This is a genomic window from Simplicispira piscis (assembly GCF_054783455.1).
The window spans coordinates 191173-205215 of the sequence record NZ_BAAGQN010000015.1; the positions used below are offsets into that span (position 1 = coordinate 191173).

Annotated in this window: 16 protein-coding genes; 13 read left to right on the plus strand and 3 right to left on the minus strand. The window is 65.0% G+C overall.

The features are described from left to right. Nucleotides 1-92: 92 nt before the first annotated feature. Nucleotides 93-1622, minus strand: coding sequence for a glutamate--cysteine ligase (gshA, locus tag ACYVOC_RS10580; RefSeq protein ID WP_116004355.1), 1530 nt, complete (start codon nucleotides 1620-1622; stop codon nucleotides 93-95). A gap of 132 nt (nucleotides 1623-1754) precedes the next feature. Beyond that, on the minus strand, nucleotides 1755-2663 hold the full coding sequence (locus tag ACYVOC_RS10585; protein WP_116004356.1) for an SDR family NAD(P)-dependent oxidoreductase: 909 nt from the start codon (nucleotides 2661-2663) through the stop codon (nucleotides 1755-1757). 143 nt (nucleotides 2664-2806) lie between these two features. Here ACYVOC_RS10585 and ACYVOC_RS10590 point away from each other — a divergent pair, with 143 nt between their 5' ends. Continuing rightward, a complete protein-coding gene (locus ACYVOC_RS10590; protein ID WP_461161785.1) occupies nucleotides 2807-3691 on the plus strand; it encodes an NUDIX hydrolase in 885 nt (294 codons plus the stop codon). A gap of 119 nt (nucleotides 3692-3810) precedes the next feature. Here the strand turns inward: ACYVOC_RS10590 and ACYVOC_RS10595 are convergent, their stop codons facing one another. After that, entirely contained in the window at nucleotides 3811-4722 is a 912-nt protein-coding gene (locus ACYVOC_RS10595) for an aminotransferase class IV (RefSeq protein WP_461161786.1), read from the minus strand. A gap of 171 nt (nucleotides 4723-4893) precedes the next feature. Here ACYVOC_RS10595 and ACYVOC_RS10600 point away from each other — a divergent pair, with 171 nt between their 5' ends. The 12 genes from ACYVOC_RS10600 to trhP all read left to right on the plus strand — a co-directional run bounded on the left by ACYVOC_RS10600 (nucleotide 4894) and on the right by trhP (nucleotide 14020). Beyond that, nucleotides 4894-5172 (plus strand): DUF427 domain-containing protein, encoded by a 279-nt coding sequence (locus ACYVOC_RS10600; RefSeq protein WP_116004358.1) that lies wholly within the window; start codon nucleotides 4894-4896, stop codon nucleotides 5170-5172. Between the two features lie 377 nt (nucleotides 5173-5549). After that, a complete protein-coding gene (locus ACYVOC_RS10605) occupies nucleotides 5550-6164 on the plus strand; it encodes a DUF938 domain-containing protein (RefSeq protein WP_233521143.1) in 615 nt (204 codons plus the stop codon). Between the two features lie 5 nt (nucleotides 6165-6169). Beyond that, a complete protein-coding gene (locus ACYVOC_RS10610) occupies nucleotides 6170-6463 on the plus strand; it encodes a 2Fe-2S iron-sulfur cluster-binding protein (RefSeq protein ID WP_116006094.1) in 294 nt (97 codons plus the stop codon). 227 nt (nucleotides 6464-6690) lie between these two features. Next, a complete protein-coding gene (gene ribBA / locus ACYVOC_RS10615) occupies nucleotides 6691-7812 on the plus strand; it encodes a bifunctional 3,4-dihydroxy-2-butanone-4-phosphate synthase/GTP cyclohydrolase II (protein WP_461161787.1) in 1122 nt (373 codons plus the stop codon). A gap of 11 nt (nucleotides 7813-7823) precedes the next feature. After that, on the plus strand, nucleotides 7824-8288 hold the full coding sequence (gene ribH, locus ACYVOC_RS10620; RefSeq protein ID WP_116004361.1) for a 6,7-dimethyl-8-ribityllumazine synthase: 465 nt from the start codon (nucleotides 7824-7826) through the stop codon (nucleotides 8286-8288). Further along, complete coding sequence (nusB, locus tag ACYVOC_RS10625; protein ID WP_461161788.1) at nucleotides 8285-8812, plus strand: transcription antitermination factor NusB; 528 nt, start codon at nucleotides 8285-8287, stop codon at nucleotides 8810-8812. The genes ribH and nusB overlap by 4 nt, the downstream gene beginning before the upstream one ends. A gap of 78 nt (nucleotides 8813-8890) precedes the next feature. Further along, the gene (locus ACYVOC_RS10630) at nucleotides 8891-10075 is read left to right on the plus strand and encodes a pyridoxal phosphate-dependent aminotransferase (protein ID WP_116004363.1); all 1185 of its coding nucleotides are present in this window, start codon (nucleotides 8891-8893) and stop codon (nucleotides 10073-10075) included. A 2-nt stretch (nucleotides 10076-10077) separates the two neighbouring features. Then, nucleotides 10078-10494: a tol-pal system-associated acyl-CoA thioesterase gene (gene ybgC, locus ACYVOC_RS10635; protein WP_461161789.1), complete on the plus strand. Its 417-nt coding sequence runs from the start codon at nucleotides 10078-10080 to the stop codon at nucleotides 10492-10494. Further along, nucleotides 10491-11195, plus strand: a complete 705-nt coding sequence (gene tolQ, locus ACYVOC_RS10640) for a protein TolQ (protein WP_461161790.1) — start codon at nucleotides 10491-10493, stop codon at nucleotides 11193-11195. The genes ybgC and tolQ overlap by 4 nt, the downstream gene beginning before the upstream one ends. Nucleotides 11196-11212: 17 nt before the next feature. Continuing rightward, on the plus strand, nucleotides 11213-11635 hold the full coding sequence (locus ACYVOC_RS10645; RefSeq protein ID WP_116004366.1) for an ExbD/TolR family protein: 423 nt from the start codon (nucleotides 11213-11215) through the stop codon (nucleotides 11633-11635). Nucleotides 11636-11663: 28 nt separating this feature from the next. Further along, nucleotides 11664-12584, plus strand: coding sequence for a cell envelope integrity protein TolA (gene tolA, locus ACYVOC_RS10650; protein WP_461161791.1), 921 nt, complete (start codon nucleotides 11664-11666; stop codon nucleotides 12582-12584). A 71-nt stretch (nucleotides 12585-12655) separates the two neighbouring features. After that, complete coding sequence (gene trhP, locus ACYVOC_RS10655; RefSeq protein WP_116004368.1) at nucleotides 12656-14020, plus strand: prephenate-dependent tRNA uridine(34) hydroxylase TrhP; 1365 nt, start codon at nucleotides 12656-12658, stop codon at nucleotides 14018-14020. Nucleotides 14021-14043 lie beyond the last annotated feature (23 nt).

The window sequence follows — 14043 nt, forward strand, 5'->3', positions numbered from 1 at the left end:
CGCAAGCCCGGCGGGCCTTCAGCACAACGGCAATACTGAACAAATCCCCCAGGGGGCGCATTGCGCGCCTGAGGGACTTGCGCAGTAGCGCCTTAACCCAACTCCTCCACAGCCATGTACTGCTCGCGCCAGGCCTCAAACGGCAGGCTGTCCGCCGCTTCAATGTCTTTCTGCGCGGCCAGCGAATGGTTGGCCATGGCCACGTAGCGGGCCTGCTGCTCCGCAGACCAAGGCTCTTGCAACAGCACATCGCGTGCCATGCGCGCCTGCTGGCAGGCAAACGCCGAGAAGCCATGGCCGTGCTCCCGGGCCATGCGGTCCAGCACACGGGCCGAGGGGGTGTTCTGGGGGGATGCCATCAGCGCCTGGGCACCCCGCAAGGCGTCGCCATAGTCGCTGACGCCATGCGTGGCATCCAGGGCCGCCGCCAGCGGAGCGCACTGCACCAGGATCTCGCTGCCCCATTCGACCAGCGGCACACTGCGACCATTGCGCTGCAGGCACAGGCCTGGCTCGCGCCCGCGCTCTGCGGTCAGGTGCTGGTTGTGTTTGAGTTCCGCAATTTCGGCCGGAGTGTCGGGTGGACTGTCCTGCAGCAGGCAGTGCAGCAAAAACACATCCAACAGCCGCATGGTGGAAGCGGCGATACCCACGGGCACGAACGGGTCCAGGTCCATCAGCCGCACCTCGACATATTCCACCCCGCGCTCGCGCAACGCATGGAGCGGGCGCTCGCCCGAGCGCACGGTGCGTTTGGCGCGGATGGTGCCGTAGAACTCGTTCTCGATCTGCAGCAGACTGGTGCCCAACTGGTTGTAGTCGCCGCCGGGGTTGCGCACACCCACGGTCTCGTAGGCCGGATAGGGTTGCGTGAGCGCGGCATGCAGTGAATCAGCGTAGCCCTTTAAGCTGTTGTAGCTCACCGCCAGGGTGGCCTGCGCATCGCTCTGGTATCCCAGGCGCCCCATGCGCAGCGAGGTGGCATGCGGCAGGTAAAGCGAATGCCCGTCGTCGCCCAGGGGCTGCAAACTGTGCTCTCGCCCTTGCACAAAGCAGGAACACAGCGCGGGGGAAGCCCCGAACAGATACAGCAGCACAAAGGCATGGCGACGAAAGTTGCGGATCAGGGCGAAATACTCGTCGCTTCCCAGGCCGGGCATCGACCAGTTGTAGTGGATACCCGAGATGGTCTGCATGCGCCGCCCATAGCGGTGGCCCAGGCCCATGCGGTAGATGCTTTTGGCGCGCCCGATGTTGGAGCTGCCGTAGCGCGCCAACGGAATGGTCTCGTCCGTCGGCAGGTTGCAAGGCATGCTGGAAACCCAGAGCATTTCCCCACTCTGCGCCTGCAGCACGCGGTACACGAACTGGTGGATTTCTGTCAGTTCGTTCAGGCAATCCTGCACCCCCGGGTGGGCGGCGGTGATCAGCTCGATCTGCGACTCGCTGTAGTCGGTGGTGATGTGCGGGTGCGTGAGGGCCGAGCCCAGCGCCAGCGGATGCGGCGTCAGGGCCAGGCCGCACGTGGGCAGCACGCGCAGGCCCTCCTTCTCGATGCCGCGGCGGATACCCGCCAGGCGCTCGGGTGGGTGGGCGCTGATTTTTTCCTGCAATGTGCTCATGGGTCGGTACCGTTTCTTTGCGTCGGCCCGGAACTTAGCATGCCCTGCACAGCCGCGCCCGGTGCGGGACAAGTGCGGGCACACCCACAAAAACCAAGGTGTCGGGTGCGCCTGCTGCCTGCAGGGGCGGTGTCAGCCCCCGGCCGCCATGGCCTTTTGCACCTCAATCGTCCCCTGGGCAGCACCGCTTTGCGGCACCTGTTCGTCGGTGCGGTCCGTGACGCCAGCCAGGCGTGCGGCCAGTTGCTCGGGGGTATCCGCCCCCAGGCCGATGTGCACGCCTTGCGTGAGGGTGATGTGCGCCGCCTCGAAAGAGCCACCGCCCGCGCAGAGAATCGTGCGTGTCGGCGCGCTTTCGTGCGCCAGCACCAGCATGGCGGGCACCACGGCTTCGGGTTTGAGCGCGTCCAGGATTTGCGGTGGAAACAAGGCCTCCGTCATGCGCGTGGCCGCCGTGGGCGCCAGCGCGTTCACACGGATGTTGTACTTGGCGCCCTCGATGGCCAACGTCTGCATCAGGCCCACCTGGGCCAGCTTGGCCGCGCCGTAGTTGCTCTGGCCAAAGTTGCCATACAGGCCCGTGGACGAGGTGGTCATCACAATGCGGCCATAGTTCTGCGCCACCATGTGCGCCCACACGGCCTTGCAGCAGTGGGCCGCGCCCATGAGGTGCACGTCCACCACCAGGCGGAAATCTGCCATGTCCATCTTCGAAAAGGACTTGTCGCGCAGGATGCCTGCGTTGTTCACCAGCACATCCACCCGGCCCCAAGCGTCGATGGCCTGCTGCACCATGGCCTGCACGGCCTCGAAGTCGGTGACCGACGCACCGTTGGCCAGCGCCTCGCCGCCCGCTGCGCGGATTTCATCCACCACCGCCTGCGCCGCCGAAACCGATCCGCCACTGCCATCCACCGCACCACCCAGATCGTTCACCAGCACCTTGGCGCCCCGCTTGGCCAACGCCAATGCATGCTGACGGCCCAGTCCGCCACCAGCGCCCGTCACAATGGCCACGCGGCCTTTGAAATCAATTTCCATGGAATGCACCCACTTTGTTGTCTTGAAAATCCAGTCGCCGACCCGACAGGGTCAGCCACCACACGCCACACTTTAAGCGACAGAATGATACGTACGAGTATCTTTCGTGACTGACCCACGCCCCTTCCGCCCTGAAAGCCGCCATGCAGCCCGCCACCCCCACCGCCCCTGAAACGCCCCGTGATTCCGCCACCGTGGTGCTGCTGCGCGATGCACCGGCGGGCATGGAAGTGCTGTTGCTGCGCCGCCATGCGCAGGCCAGCAACATGGCCGGTGTTTACGTGTTTCCGGGCGGCAAGCTCGACGAGGCCGACCGCACCCTGGGCAGCGGCGGGTTGCTCGACCAGCCCACGGCCACACTGCACACCCGCCTGGCCGAGCCCGGCACCGACGCCGCCACGGCCTCGGGCCTGCACGTGGCCGCACTGCGCGAGGCCCTGGAGGAATGCGGCCTGCTGCTGGCCGAACCCACGGCCCCCGGCCGCGCCCTCGATGCCCTGCGCGCCCGCGCCATGCTGCGGGACGGCATGCCCTTTGCCGACATGCTGACGGCCCTGCAACTGCGCCTGCAGACCCGCCAGCTGGCGCCATGGTCGCGCTGGATCACCCCCCTGTCGCCCACGGTGAGCTCACGGCGATTTGACACGCGGTTCTTCGTGGCCCTCGCGCCCACAGGCCAGACAGCCCTGCATGACAACGAGGAAACCACCGAGAGCGTCTGGGTGGCACCCCGCACGGCGCTGGAGCAGTACCGCGACGGCCGCATCGACCTGGCGCCGCCCCAAATCATGAGCCTGGCCCACCTGGCGCGCCACGCCAGCGCAAGCAGCGTGCTTCAGGCCGCACAGGGCCAGCGCCCGCCCACCATCCTGCCCGAGGCGTTTGAGCAAGACGGCCTGCGCACCATTTGCTACCCCGGCGATCCACTCCACTCGGTACCCGAACGCGCCCTGCCCGGCCCCACGCGGCTGCGCTACCAGGCGCGGCGTTTTGCGCCAGAAGGCGGATTTGAGTCGCTGTTCGACTGAACGCCAAACACCCCCACGACGCCCGCCACCAGCGTCCAGGGCCCCGCCGCGCGGGCATCGCTCCCCCTGCGTAGCGCAGCCAGTACCGGGGGCAGCGACAGAGCAGCTCAGGAGGGTGTTTACGAGTAGTGCACGGGACGGCTGTAACGCGGGTCGCGGTGCCAGTCCCAATACGTCTGCACCAGCTGCCGCGTCACCGGCCCCACCGTTCCATTGCCCACGGGCCGGCCATCCACCTGCGTGATGGGCAACAGTCCGCCGCCCGACGACGTCGCAAACACCTCGCGCGCCGCGCGCAGTTCGGCCACGGGCAGCGCCCGCACTTCCAGCGGGAGTTGCAGCGCCTGCGCCATCTCGATCACGGTGCGGCGCGTGACGCCTTCGAGCACTCCCTCGGCCGGGGTCACCAGCATGCCCTGCGCATTCAGGCAAAACAGGTTGAAGCCCGGCCCTTCGACCACATGGCCCGCGCCATCGGTCAGCACCACCGTGTCGCCACCGGCATCGAGCGCGCCCAGCAGCCCCATGGTGAGGTCGTTCCAGTGGTAATTCTTGGCGCGCGGGTCCACACTGGCGGCCGGAATGCGTTGCACATTGCTGACCACCAGGTTCAACCCCTTCTCGCGCTGTTCGGCGTTGGCGATCCACACATAGGGAACGGCAAAGGCATAGAACTGGTTGATCGCCTGGCGCGGATCGCGTGAGCCCCACGGCGGCTGGCCGCGCGTAACGATCATCTCCACATAACTGCTGCGCAGGCCTGAGAGACGCACGCACTGCTCCAGCACGGCGGTGATCTGCGCGGGCGAGAGGCCCGGATCCAGGCGAAAGCGCGCGCAACTGGCCTGAAACCGCTCCAGGTGCGCGTCGAGCCGAAAGAAGGCGCCATCCCACACCGTCACCACGTCATACGCGGCATCGGAGCGCAGAAAACCCCAGTCGGTGATGGGAATGGCAGCTTCGCCAATGGGTACGTACTGGCCGCGCACAAAGGCAGCGCCTTGGGAATAATCGGGGGTTACGGTAGTCATGCGGCCATTCTCCGACAGGTACAACCCCCTGCAAAGAACCACACCACCGACAATGGCGGCTGCGCAGGCCCCAAGCACAGGCCCAAATTACTATCATTTTTATAGCTATTAGCGCATAACTGATAAGCGATAGAAGCCATTTTTACCCAGAAACACACAGGAGTCCCTGCCATGAAAGCTATTTGGAACGGCGTGGTCGTCGCCGAGAGCGATGACACCGTCGTGGTCGAAGGTAACCACTACTTTCCCGAGAGCGCGCTCCGGCGCGACTTCTTCACCTTCAGCAACCACAAGACCATGTGTCCCTGGAAAGGGCAGGCGACCTATTTCTCGCTGCTCGTGGATGGTGAGATGAATCCCGAAGCCGCCTGGACCTATGCAGACCCCAAGCCCGAAGCCGAGATGGTGCGCGGTCGCGTGGCCTTCTGGAAGGGCGTGACCGTCGCCTGAGCCGATGGAGCGTGGCGGGGGTTATCCCTGTCCGCACTGGACAATCATGTGGATAAGTTTTGGCAAGCCTTGTATGGGGCTTGCAAGTGCTTGATTTACAAAGAACTGCGGTAGATTGCCCTTTTTTTACGCACGCCATTGCCACACGCCCCACACTTATCCCGGCACCCGCTGGACAATGCTGTGGATAAATCCGGATAAGCGCTGTATGGCCGCGCTAAGTGCTTGATTTTTCAGGGACATCCCTGCATCGCCTCTTTTTTAGGCAATTGCAACATGGTTTTTTCCTCCGTTGCAGTTCGTCCTGCAAACTATTAAATTGATAGCTTTCAGCGCTTATTCTTTAAGCGTTATAGCCATTTTTCATGCAAATACCGATGCACAGCCCTGCCGCTGAACGCAACCGCCAGCCCATCCTGCAGGTGCTGCAGGCCTTGCTGCCCGCCACCGGCAGCGCGCTGGAGGTGGCCAGCGGCACCGGCCAGCATGCGGCCTGGTTCGCCGCCGCCCTGCCGGGCTGGACCTGGCAGCCCAGCGACGCCCAAGCCGGGCACTTGGACTCGATCACCGCCTGGTGCGCCGATGCCGGGGTGCACAACGTGCGCACGCCTGTGTTGCTGGATGTACTGGCGCCGCAATGGCCCAGCAGCGGGGCGGCCTTTGCCACGCCGTTCGACCTGGTGTACTGCGCCAACATGCTGCACATCGCGCCCTGGGCCTGCTGCGCCGGGCTGATGCAGGGCGCAGCGCGGCACTTGGCGCCGGGCGGCCATCTCGTCACCTACGGGCCCTATCTGGAAGACGACGTGCCCACCGCGCCCGGCAACCTGGCTTTTGATGCCAGCCTGCGTGAGCGCAACCCGGACTGGGGCATTCGCCGCCTGCACGATGTGGCGCAGGTCGCCGCCCAGGCCGGCCTGCGCCTGGCCGCACGCCACGCCCTGCCTGCCAACAACCTGCTGCTGGTGTGGGTGCATACCCCCCAGCCTTGATCACCATGAACACCGCAACCACCCCCTTCTTCATTGCCACGGTCGAACCCAGTGGCCAGCAATGCGACGCTTGGCCCGAGCAACCCCTGTTGCTCTCACTGGAGCAAGGCGGCATTGACTGGCCCAGTTCCTGTCGCAATGGCACCTGCCGCACCTGCATCGGTCATCTGGCCCAGGGCCAGGTGCGCTATGCCATCGACTGGCCCGGCCTGACACCTGAGGAGATCGCCGAAGGTTGCGTCTTGCCTTGCGTGGCCTATCCCGCATCGGACGTGGTGCTGGAGGGTTCGTCCATCTGACCCCGCCACCGCGCCGGGTTTGCCGCGCACGGCCAGGGCGCACTGCACTAAAATCAGCGCTTTGGACTGGCGTGCAGCAACGGCGCACACCAGCCCACCATGCGGCAGCGCCGCATCGCATGTTCTTTGGGACGCTCGGCGGGCTCTGCCCCCGCCGGGCGCCAGCACCGGAGAACCTGCGTTGCAGGCTGACCCCTCCCCCCTGCGGCCCATCGAAGAAAGCCCCCATGAAGACCCCCCTCCCCCCCGCCTCCATCTCACCGGTACAGGACATCGTTGCCGAGATGCGCGCCGGGCGCATGGTCATCCTCGTGGACGAGGAAGACCGCGAGAATGAAGGCGACCTGGTATTGGCCGCCGACCATGTCACCCCCGAAGCCATCAACTTCATGGCGCGCTTTGGCCGCGGCCTGATCTGCCTGACGCTCACCCGCGAGCGCTGCGAGTTCCTCAAGCTCCCGCCCATGGCCACGCGCAACGGCACGGTGTACAGCACCGCGTTCACGGTCTCCATCGAGGCGGCCGAGGGCGTAACCACCGGCATCTCGGCGGCCGACCGCGCGCGCACCGTGCAGGTGGCCGTCGCGGGCAATACCAAAGCCGACGACCTGGTACAGCCGGGCCATATCTTTCCGCTGCAGGCGGTGGACGGCGGCGTGCTGATGCGCGCAGGCCACACCGAGGCCGGCTGCGACCTGGCCGCCATGGCCGGTTGCAGCCCCGCCGCCGTGATCTGCGAGATCATGAAAGACGACGGCACCATGGCGCGCCTGCCCGACCTGCAGGTGTTCGCGGCCGAGCACGGCATCAAGATCGGCACCATTGCCGACCTGATCGAACACCGCAGCCGCACCGAGTCGCTGGTCGAAAAAGTGGGCGAACGCCCGCTGCAAACCCCCTACGGTGCATTCACCGCGCATGCCTTCCGCGACAAACCCAGCGGGGCCGTTCACCTGGCACTGGTCAAGGGCCAATGGAATGTCGACGACGTGGTGCCCGTGCGCGTGCACGAGCCGCTGTCGGTACTCGACACGCTGGAAGTCAACCGCTCCATGCACTCCTGGGGCCTGGGCACCAGCCTGCAGTACATCGACCAGCAAGGCAAGGGCGTTGCCGTGCTGCTCAATTGCGGCGAAAGCGCTGCACAGTTGCTGGCACAGTTTGAAGGTACGGCCCGCGCTGCCCAGGCGCCCGAGCGCGGCCGCATGGACCTGCGCACCTACGGCGTGGGCGCGCAAATCCTGCGCGAATGCGGTGTGCAGAAGATGCAACTCATGGGCCAGCCCCGCCGCATGCCCAGCATGGCGGGCTACGGACTCGAAATCACCGGTTACATCCCGAAAGAATAGGAACCACACCCATGTTTGGCGCAGACAAAGGAACAGCGGACAAGCTCGATGGCAAGAAACTGCACATCGGCATGGTTCAGGCCCGCTTCAACGAAGGCATCACCAACGCCCTGGCCACGGCCTGCCGCAAGGCGCTGATCGACCTGGGCGTGCAGGAAAAGCACATCACCCATGTGCTCGTGCCCGGCGCGCTGGAAGTGCCCATGGCGCTGCAAGCCCTGGCCGAGCAGGACGAATTTGATGCCCTGATTGCCCTGGGCTGCATCATTCGCGGCGAGACCTACCACTTCGAGCTGGTGGCCAACGAGTCCGGTGCGGGTGTTTCGCGCGTCGCACTGGATTACCAGGTGCCCGTGGCCAACGCCATTCTCACCACCGAGAACCTGGAGCAAGCCATCGCCCGCCAGACCGAAAAAGGCCGCGACGCCGCCTACGTGGCGGTAGAAATGGCCAACCTGCTGGACCAACTGTCATGAGCGAGCACACCCCCGACGCGCCCGCCCCCCGCACCAAGCGCCCCGGCGTGACCAGCACCGGCGCGCGCAAGGCCTCGGCCAAATCCAACCGCAGCCGCGCACGCGAATTCGCGCTGCAAGCGCTCTACCAGCACCTGGTGGGCCGCAACGAGGCCGCTGCCATTGACGCCTTCACACGCGACCTGACCGGCTTTCACAAGGCCGATGCAGCGCATTACGACGCGCTCCTGCACGGCTGCATCGAAACCTCGGTCGCACTCGACGCCCTCATCACTCCGCTGCTCGACCGCAAGATGACCGAAATCTCGCCCATTGAGCGTGCCGTGATGTGGATGGGGGTGTACGAATTCCAGCACTGCCTGGACGTACCCTGGCGCGTGGTGCTCAATGAATGCATCGAACTGGCCAAGGAATTTGGCGGCACCGACGGTCACAAGTACGTCAACGGCGTGCTCGGCGGCCTGGCCCCGAAGCTGCGTGCCGACGAAGTGGCCGCCGACAAGGCCGCAACACCCCGCGGCTGAGTGCACGATCGCAGCGGGCCCCCCGCCCGCCCTGTCTTTTCTCCGCAGCCCGCAACCCACGGGCCAGAACACTCCCCCATGAAAATCTCCACCCGCGCCAGCCGCATCGAACCCTTTTACGTAATGGAAGTGGCCAAGGCCGCACAGGCCATGGCACGCGAGGTGGCGGGTACGCGCGAGCCGATGATCTTTCTGAACATTGGCGAGCCCGATTTCACGGCGCCGCCGCAGGTAGCAGAAGCCGCTGCGCGCGCCATTGCCGCCGGTGCCACGCAGTACACGCAGTCACTGGGGCTCGACGCCTTGCGTGAGCGCATCAGCGGCTGGTACCAGCAACGCTTTGGCGTGAATGTGCCGGCGCGGCGCATCGTGGTGACTGCTGGGGCTTCGGCCGCGCTGCAGCTGGCCTGCCTGGCGCTGGTGGACGCGGGCGACGAAATCCTCATGCCCGACCCCAGCTACCCCTGCAACCGGCACTTCGTCAGCGCCGCCGAGGGCACCGCGGTGCTGGTGCCCACCACGGCCGAGGAGCGCTTCCAGCTGACTGCCGACAAGGTGCGCGCGGCCTGGACCGACAAAACACGGGGCGTGCTGCTGGCCTCGCCCTCCAACCCCACAGGCACCTCCATTGCACCCGATGAGCTGCGCCGTATCCACAACGTGGTGCAGGAGCGCGGCGGCATTACGCTGATTGATGAGATCTATCTGGGCCTGTCTTACGAAGAGCAGTTCAGCCACACGGCGCTGGCCATCGACGACAACATCATCAGCATCAACAGCTTCAGCAAATACTTCAACATGACCGGCTGGCGCCTGGGCTGGATGGTGGTGCCCGAGGCCTTGGTGCCGGTGGTCGAGCGTCTGGCGCAAAACCTGTTCATCTGCGCCTCGACCATCTCGCAGCACGCCGCGCTGGCCTGCTTCGAAGACGAGAGCATTGCCGAATACGAACGCCGCCGCGCCGAGTTCAAGGCCCGGCGCGACTACTTCATCCCCGAACTGCAGCGCCTGGGATTGAGCGTGCCCGTGCTGCCCGATGGCGCCTTCTACGCCTGGGCCGACTGCAGCAGCGCCTGCGCCAAGCTGGGGGTAGAGGGGAGCTGGGACTTTGCCTTTGAACTGATGCGCCGCGCCCACCTGGCCGTGACGCCGGGACGCGATTTCGGCAACTTTGACCCGCAGCGTTTTGTGCGCTTTTCCACCGCCAATTCGATGGCGCAGTTGCAAGAATCAGTAGCGCGCATGCGCGCACTGTTGGGCTGAGCATGGCGTTCATCTTCCCTGTCCGCATCTACTGGGAGGACACCGATGCCGGGGGCATCGTGTTCTATGCCAACTACCTCAAGTTCTTTGAGCGCGCCCGCACCGAATGGCTGCGCTCGTTGGGGCTGTCGCAGCACCGCCTGCGGGAACAAACCGGCGGCATGTTTGTCGTAACCGATGCCCGCTTGCGCTACCTCAGCCCGGCACGCCTGGACGACGAACTCATTGTTACTGCTGTTTTGCAAGACAAAGGCCGCGCCTCGTTGACAATGGCGCAGCAAGCGCTATTAAATCAAGAGCACATGAACGGCAAACCGCCCACTCTTTTGAGCGAAGCCACCATCCGCATCGGCTGGGTCGACGCGGCCACCATGCGCCCTGCCCGAATCCCCGGCTCCCTCCTGGAACAACTTTCATGAACTCCCAAGACATGTCCATCATCAGCCTGGTGCTGCACGCCAGCTGGGTGGTGCAACTCGTCATGGTGCTGCTACTGGCCGTTTCGGTGGCCAGCTGGGCTGCCATCTTCCGCAAACTGTTTGGCCTCAACCGGGTGAAGTCGCTCAACGACGATTTCGAGCGCGAGTTCTGGTCCGGCACCAGCCTGAACGACCTGTACGCCAGCGCCGTGCAAAACGCCAAAAACACCGGCCCCATGGAGCGTATTTTTGCCAGCGGCATGCGCGAATACCAAAAACTGCGCGAACGCCGCATCCAGGACCCAGGCACGCTGCTGGACGGCGCACGCCGCGCCATGCGGGCGAGTTTTCAGCGCGAGATGGATGTGGTCGAGTCCAGCCTGTCCTTCCTTGCATCGGTCGGTTCCGTCTCGCCCTATGTGGGGCTGTTTGGCACGGTGTGGGGCATCATGCACGCTTTCACCGGTTTTGCCGGCATGGAGCAGGTCACCCTGTCCACCGTGGCGCCCGGCATTGCCGAGGCCCTGGTGGCCACGGCCATCGGCCTGTTTGCGGCCATTCCCGCAGTGATCGCTTACAACCGCTTTGCCCGCGACATCGACCGCGTGGCCATCCACCAGGAGACCTTCATTGAGGAGTTCTCCAACATCCTGCAGCGCAACCTGGGCGCACACCCGGCGCCTGTAGGCACGGGCCACTGACCGAGGCAAAGACCACCATGCCCGCTTCAGCCTCGCGCGGCCGCGGCCGCCGCACCATCAACGAGATCAACATGGTGCCCTTTATCGACGTGATGCTGGTGCTGCTCATCATCTTCATGGTGACGGCACCCATGCTGACGCCGGGCATGATCGACGTGCCCAGCGTGGGCAAGAGCGCCAAGGCGCCTAAAACATTCGGGCAGGTGATCGTCCAGAAGGATGGCAGCTTTCAACTCAAAACCGGCGGTAACGAGCGCCCGGTAACGGCCCAGACGCTGGGCACGCTGGCCAAGGCATGGCAAAAAGACCAGCCGGACAACACGCCTGTGGTCATCAGTGCGGACAAGGGCGTGCCCTACGAAGCGGTGGTCAAAGCCATGGACGCTCTGCAAAAGGCCGGAGTGCAGCGCGTGGGCCTGTCCGTCAAACAAGGCGGCTGAGAGCCTGCCACCGAATTCAAGCCACTGCATGCACGCCCACGACGACCGCGACCAATTCATCCCGCCCCGCCCCCCGGGCCGTGGGCGCGCCATTGCGCTGGCCGTGCTGGCGCACCTGGTGCTGGTGGGCGCGCTCACCTGGGGCGTAGCCTGGAAGCGCGACAGCGACCAGCCTGCCGTGGTGGCCGAGTTATGGTCCGCCGTGCCGCAGCAGGCTGCGCCACGCGCCGAGGAACCGCCCACGCCACCGCCCCCCCCCACGCCACCCACACCGCAGCCGCCCCCCGCGCCACCACCCAAGGCGGTGGAGCCGCCGCCCAAACCGCAGCCCGATCCACGGGAAGCCGACATTGCGGTGGAGCGTGAGAAAAAACGCCTGACCCTCGAAAAGAAAAGACACGAAGAACGCGAAAAGGAACAGGCCCGCAAGGAGCAGGACAAGAAAGACCGGCTCGCCAAAGAAAAGGCCGAACGGGAAAAGGCGGCCGAGCGGGAAAAAGTTGAGCACGACAAGGAACAAAAGCGCCTTGCCGAAGACAAGCGAAAAAAAGAAGCCCTGGAAAAGGCCAGCGCAAAGGCTGCGGAAGAACGCCGCCAGGAAACCCTGCGCCGCATGCAGGGCCTGGCCAATGCCACGGGCGGCGCCAACGCCAGCGGCACGGCCCTGCGCGACTCCGGCCCCTCCGGCAGTTACGGTGGCAAGGTAGCGGCCAAGGTCAAACCCAACATCGTCTATCCCGACGCCCTGGACGGCAACCCCCGCGCGGTGGTCGAGGTACAGGCCGCCCCCGACGGCACCATCACCCGCACGCGGCTGAAGGAATCGAGCGGCAACAAGAGCTGGGACGACGCCGTGCTGCGCGCCCTGCAAAAAACCGAGACCCTGCCCCGCGATGTGGACGGCAGAGTGCCCGCCACCCTGGAAATCGGATTCCGCCCGCGCGACTGACCCTGTGCGCACCGGGTGCAAATGCCGGTGCGCACACACGCACTGGGGCAACTGCCCGACAATCACGCACCATGACCCTGAAAAGCCCCGAACTCCTGCTGCCTGCCGGCACGCTTGACCGCATGCGCGCCGCCTACGATTACGGTGCCGACGCGGTATACGCCGGCCAGCCGCGCTACAGCCTGCGCGCACGCAACAACGAATTCCGTATTGAACAGATACAGACGGGCATCGAAGAAGCGCATGCACGCGGCAAAAAATTCTTTTTGACGAGCAACCTGCTGCCGCACAACGACAAGGTACGCACCTACCTGCGTGACATCGAGCCCATCATCGCCATGCGCCCGGACGCCATCATCATGGCCGACCCCGGCCTCATCATGATGGTGCGCGAGAAATGGCCCGAAGTGGCCATTCACCTCTCGGTACAGGCCAACACGACCAACTTCATGTCGGTCAAGTTCTGGCAGAAGGTGGGCGTCACGCGCATCATCCTCTCGCGGGAACTGAGCCTGGACGAGATCGAGAAAATCCGCCAGGAATGCCCCGACATGGAGCTGGAAGTGTTTGTGCACGGCGCCCTGTGCATCGCCTATTCGGGCCGCTGCCTGCTGTCGGGCTACTTCAACCGGCGCGACCCCAACCAGGGCACCTGCACCAACGCCTGCCGCTGGAACTACGCCACGCAAGAGGCCGCTGTGGACCCCAACACCGGCGAAGCCATGGCCCAGCGCATCGAGGGCGACTTCAATTTCAACAAGGCCCAGGAGGACGACAACTCCGCCTTTGCCTCGTGCGGCGGTGGCGAGCGGCACCCGCTGGCCGACAAGGTGTACCTGCTGGAAGAAAAAGAACGCCCAGGCCAGCTCATGCCCATCATGGAAGATGAGCACGGCACCTACATCATGAACAGCAAGGACCTGCGCGCCGTCGAGCATGTGCAGCGCCTGGTCGAGATCGGCGTCGATTCGCTCAAAATCGAAGGCCGCACCAAGAGCCAGTACTACGTCTCACGCGCCGCCCAGGTCTACCGCCGCGCCATCGACGACGCGGTGGCGGGCCGCCCCTTCAACCCCGAACTCATCACCGAGCTTGAAGGCCTCTCCAACCGGGGCTATACCCCCGGATTCCTGGAGCGCCGTCCGGCCAACGACTACCAGAACTACGAAACCGGCAGCTCCGAGTCGCAGCGCAGCCAGTTCGTGGGTGAAGTGAAAAGCGTGCAGGATGGCTGGGCCGAAGTGGAAACCAAGAACCGCTTTGGCGTAGGCGACAGGCTGGAAATCGTCCACCCCAGCGGCAACCGCACCGTGCAACTCACGCAGATGCGCAGCCTGGACGGCGAAGCACTGCAGGTCGCCTCGGGCAGCCCGCTGCGCGTGCGCATCCCAATCGAAGGGCCCGCCGAGGGGGCGCTGATTGCGCGGTTGGTGTGAAAGCTGTTTTTTACAAGCTATTG

Coding starts and splice junctions, on each gene's coding strand:
- gshA (WP_116004355.1), bottom strand. CDS start 1,622: ATGAGCACATTGCAGGAAAAAATCAGCGCCCACCCACCCGAGCGCCTG.
- ACYVOC_RS10585 (WP_116004356.1), bottom strand. CDS start 2,663: ATGGAAATTGATTTCAAAGGCCGCGTGGCCATTGTGACGGGCGCTGGT.
- ACYVOC_RS10590 (WP_461161785.1), top strand. CDS start 2,807: ATGCAGCCCGCCACCCCCACCGCCCCTGAAACGCCCCGTGATTCCGCC.
- ACYVOC_RS10595 (WP_461161786.1), bottom strand. CDS start 4,722: ATGACTACCGTAACCCCCGATTATTCCCAAGGCGCTGCCTTTGTGCGC.
- ACYVOC_RS10600 (WP_116004358.1), top strand. CDS start 4,894: ATGAAAGCTATTTGGAACGGCGTGGTCGTCGCCGAGAGCGATGACACC.
- ACYVOC_RS10605 (WP_233521143.1), top strand. CDS start 5,550: ATGCACAGCCCTGCCGCTGAACGCAACCGCCAGCCCATCCTGCAGGTG.
- ACYVOC_RS10610 (WP_116006094.1), top strand. CDS start 6,170: ATGAACACCGCAACCACCCCCTTCTTCATTGCCACGGTCGAACCCAGT.
- ribBA (WP_461161787.1), top strand. CDS start 6,691: ATGAAGACCCCCCTCCCCCCCGCCTCCATCTCACCGGTACAGGACATC.
- ribH (WP_116004361.1), top strand. CDS start 7,824: ATGTTTGGCGCAGACAAAGGAACAGCGGACAAGCTCGATGGCAAGAAA.
- nusB (WP_461161788.1), top strand. CDS start 8,285: ATGAGCGAGCACACCCCCGACGCGCCCGCCCCCCGCACCAAGCGCCCC.
- ACYVOC_RS10630 (WP_116004363.1), top strand. CDS start 8,891: ATGAAAATCTCCACCCGCGCCAGCCGCATCGAACCCTTTTACGTAATG.
- ybgC (WP_461161789.1), top strand. CDS start 10,078: ATGGCGTTCATCTTCCCTGTCCGCATCTACTGGGAGGACACCGATGCC.
- tolQ (WP_461161790.1), top strand. CDS start 10,491: ATGAACTCCCAAGACATGTCCATCATCAGCCTGGTGCTGCACGCCAGC.
- ACYVOC_RS10645 (WP_116004366.1), top strand. CDS start 11,213: ATGCCCGCTTCAGCCTCGCGCGGCCGCGGCCGCCGCACCATCAACGAG.
- tolA (WP_461161791.1), top strand. CDS start 11,664: ATGCACGCCCACGACGACCGCGACCAATTCATCCCGCCCCGCCCCCCG.
- trhP (WP_116004368.1), top strand. CDS start 12,656: ATGACCCTGAAAAGCCCCGAACTCCTGCTGCCTGCCGGCACGCTTGAC.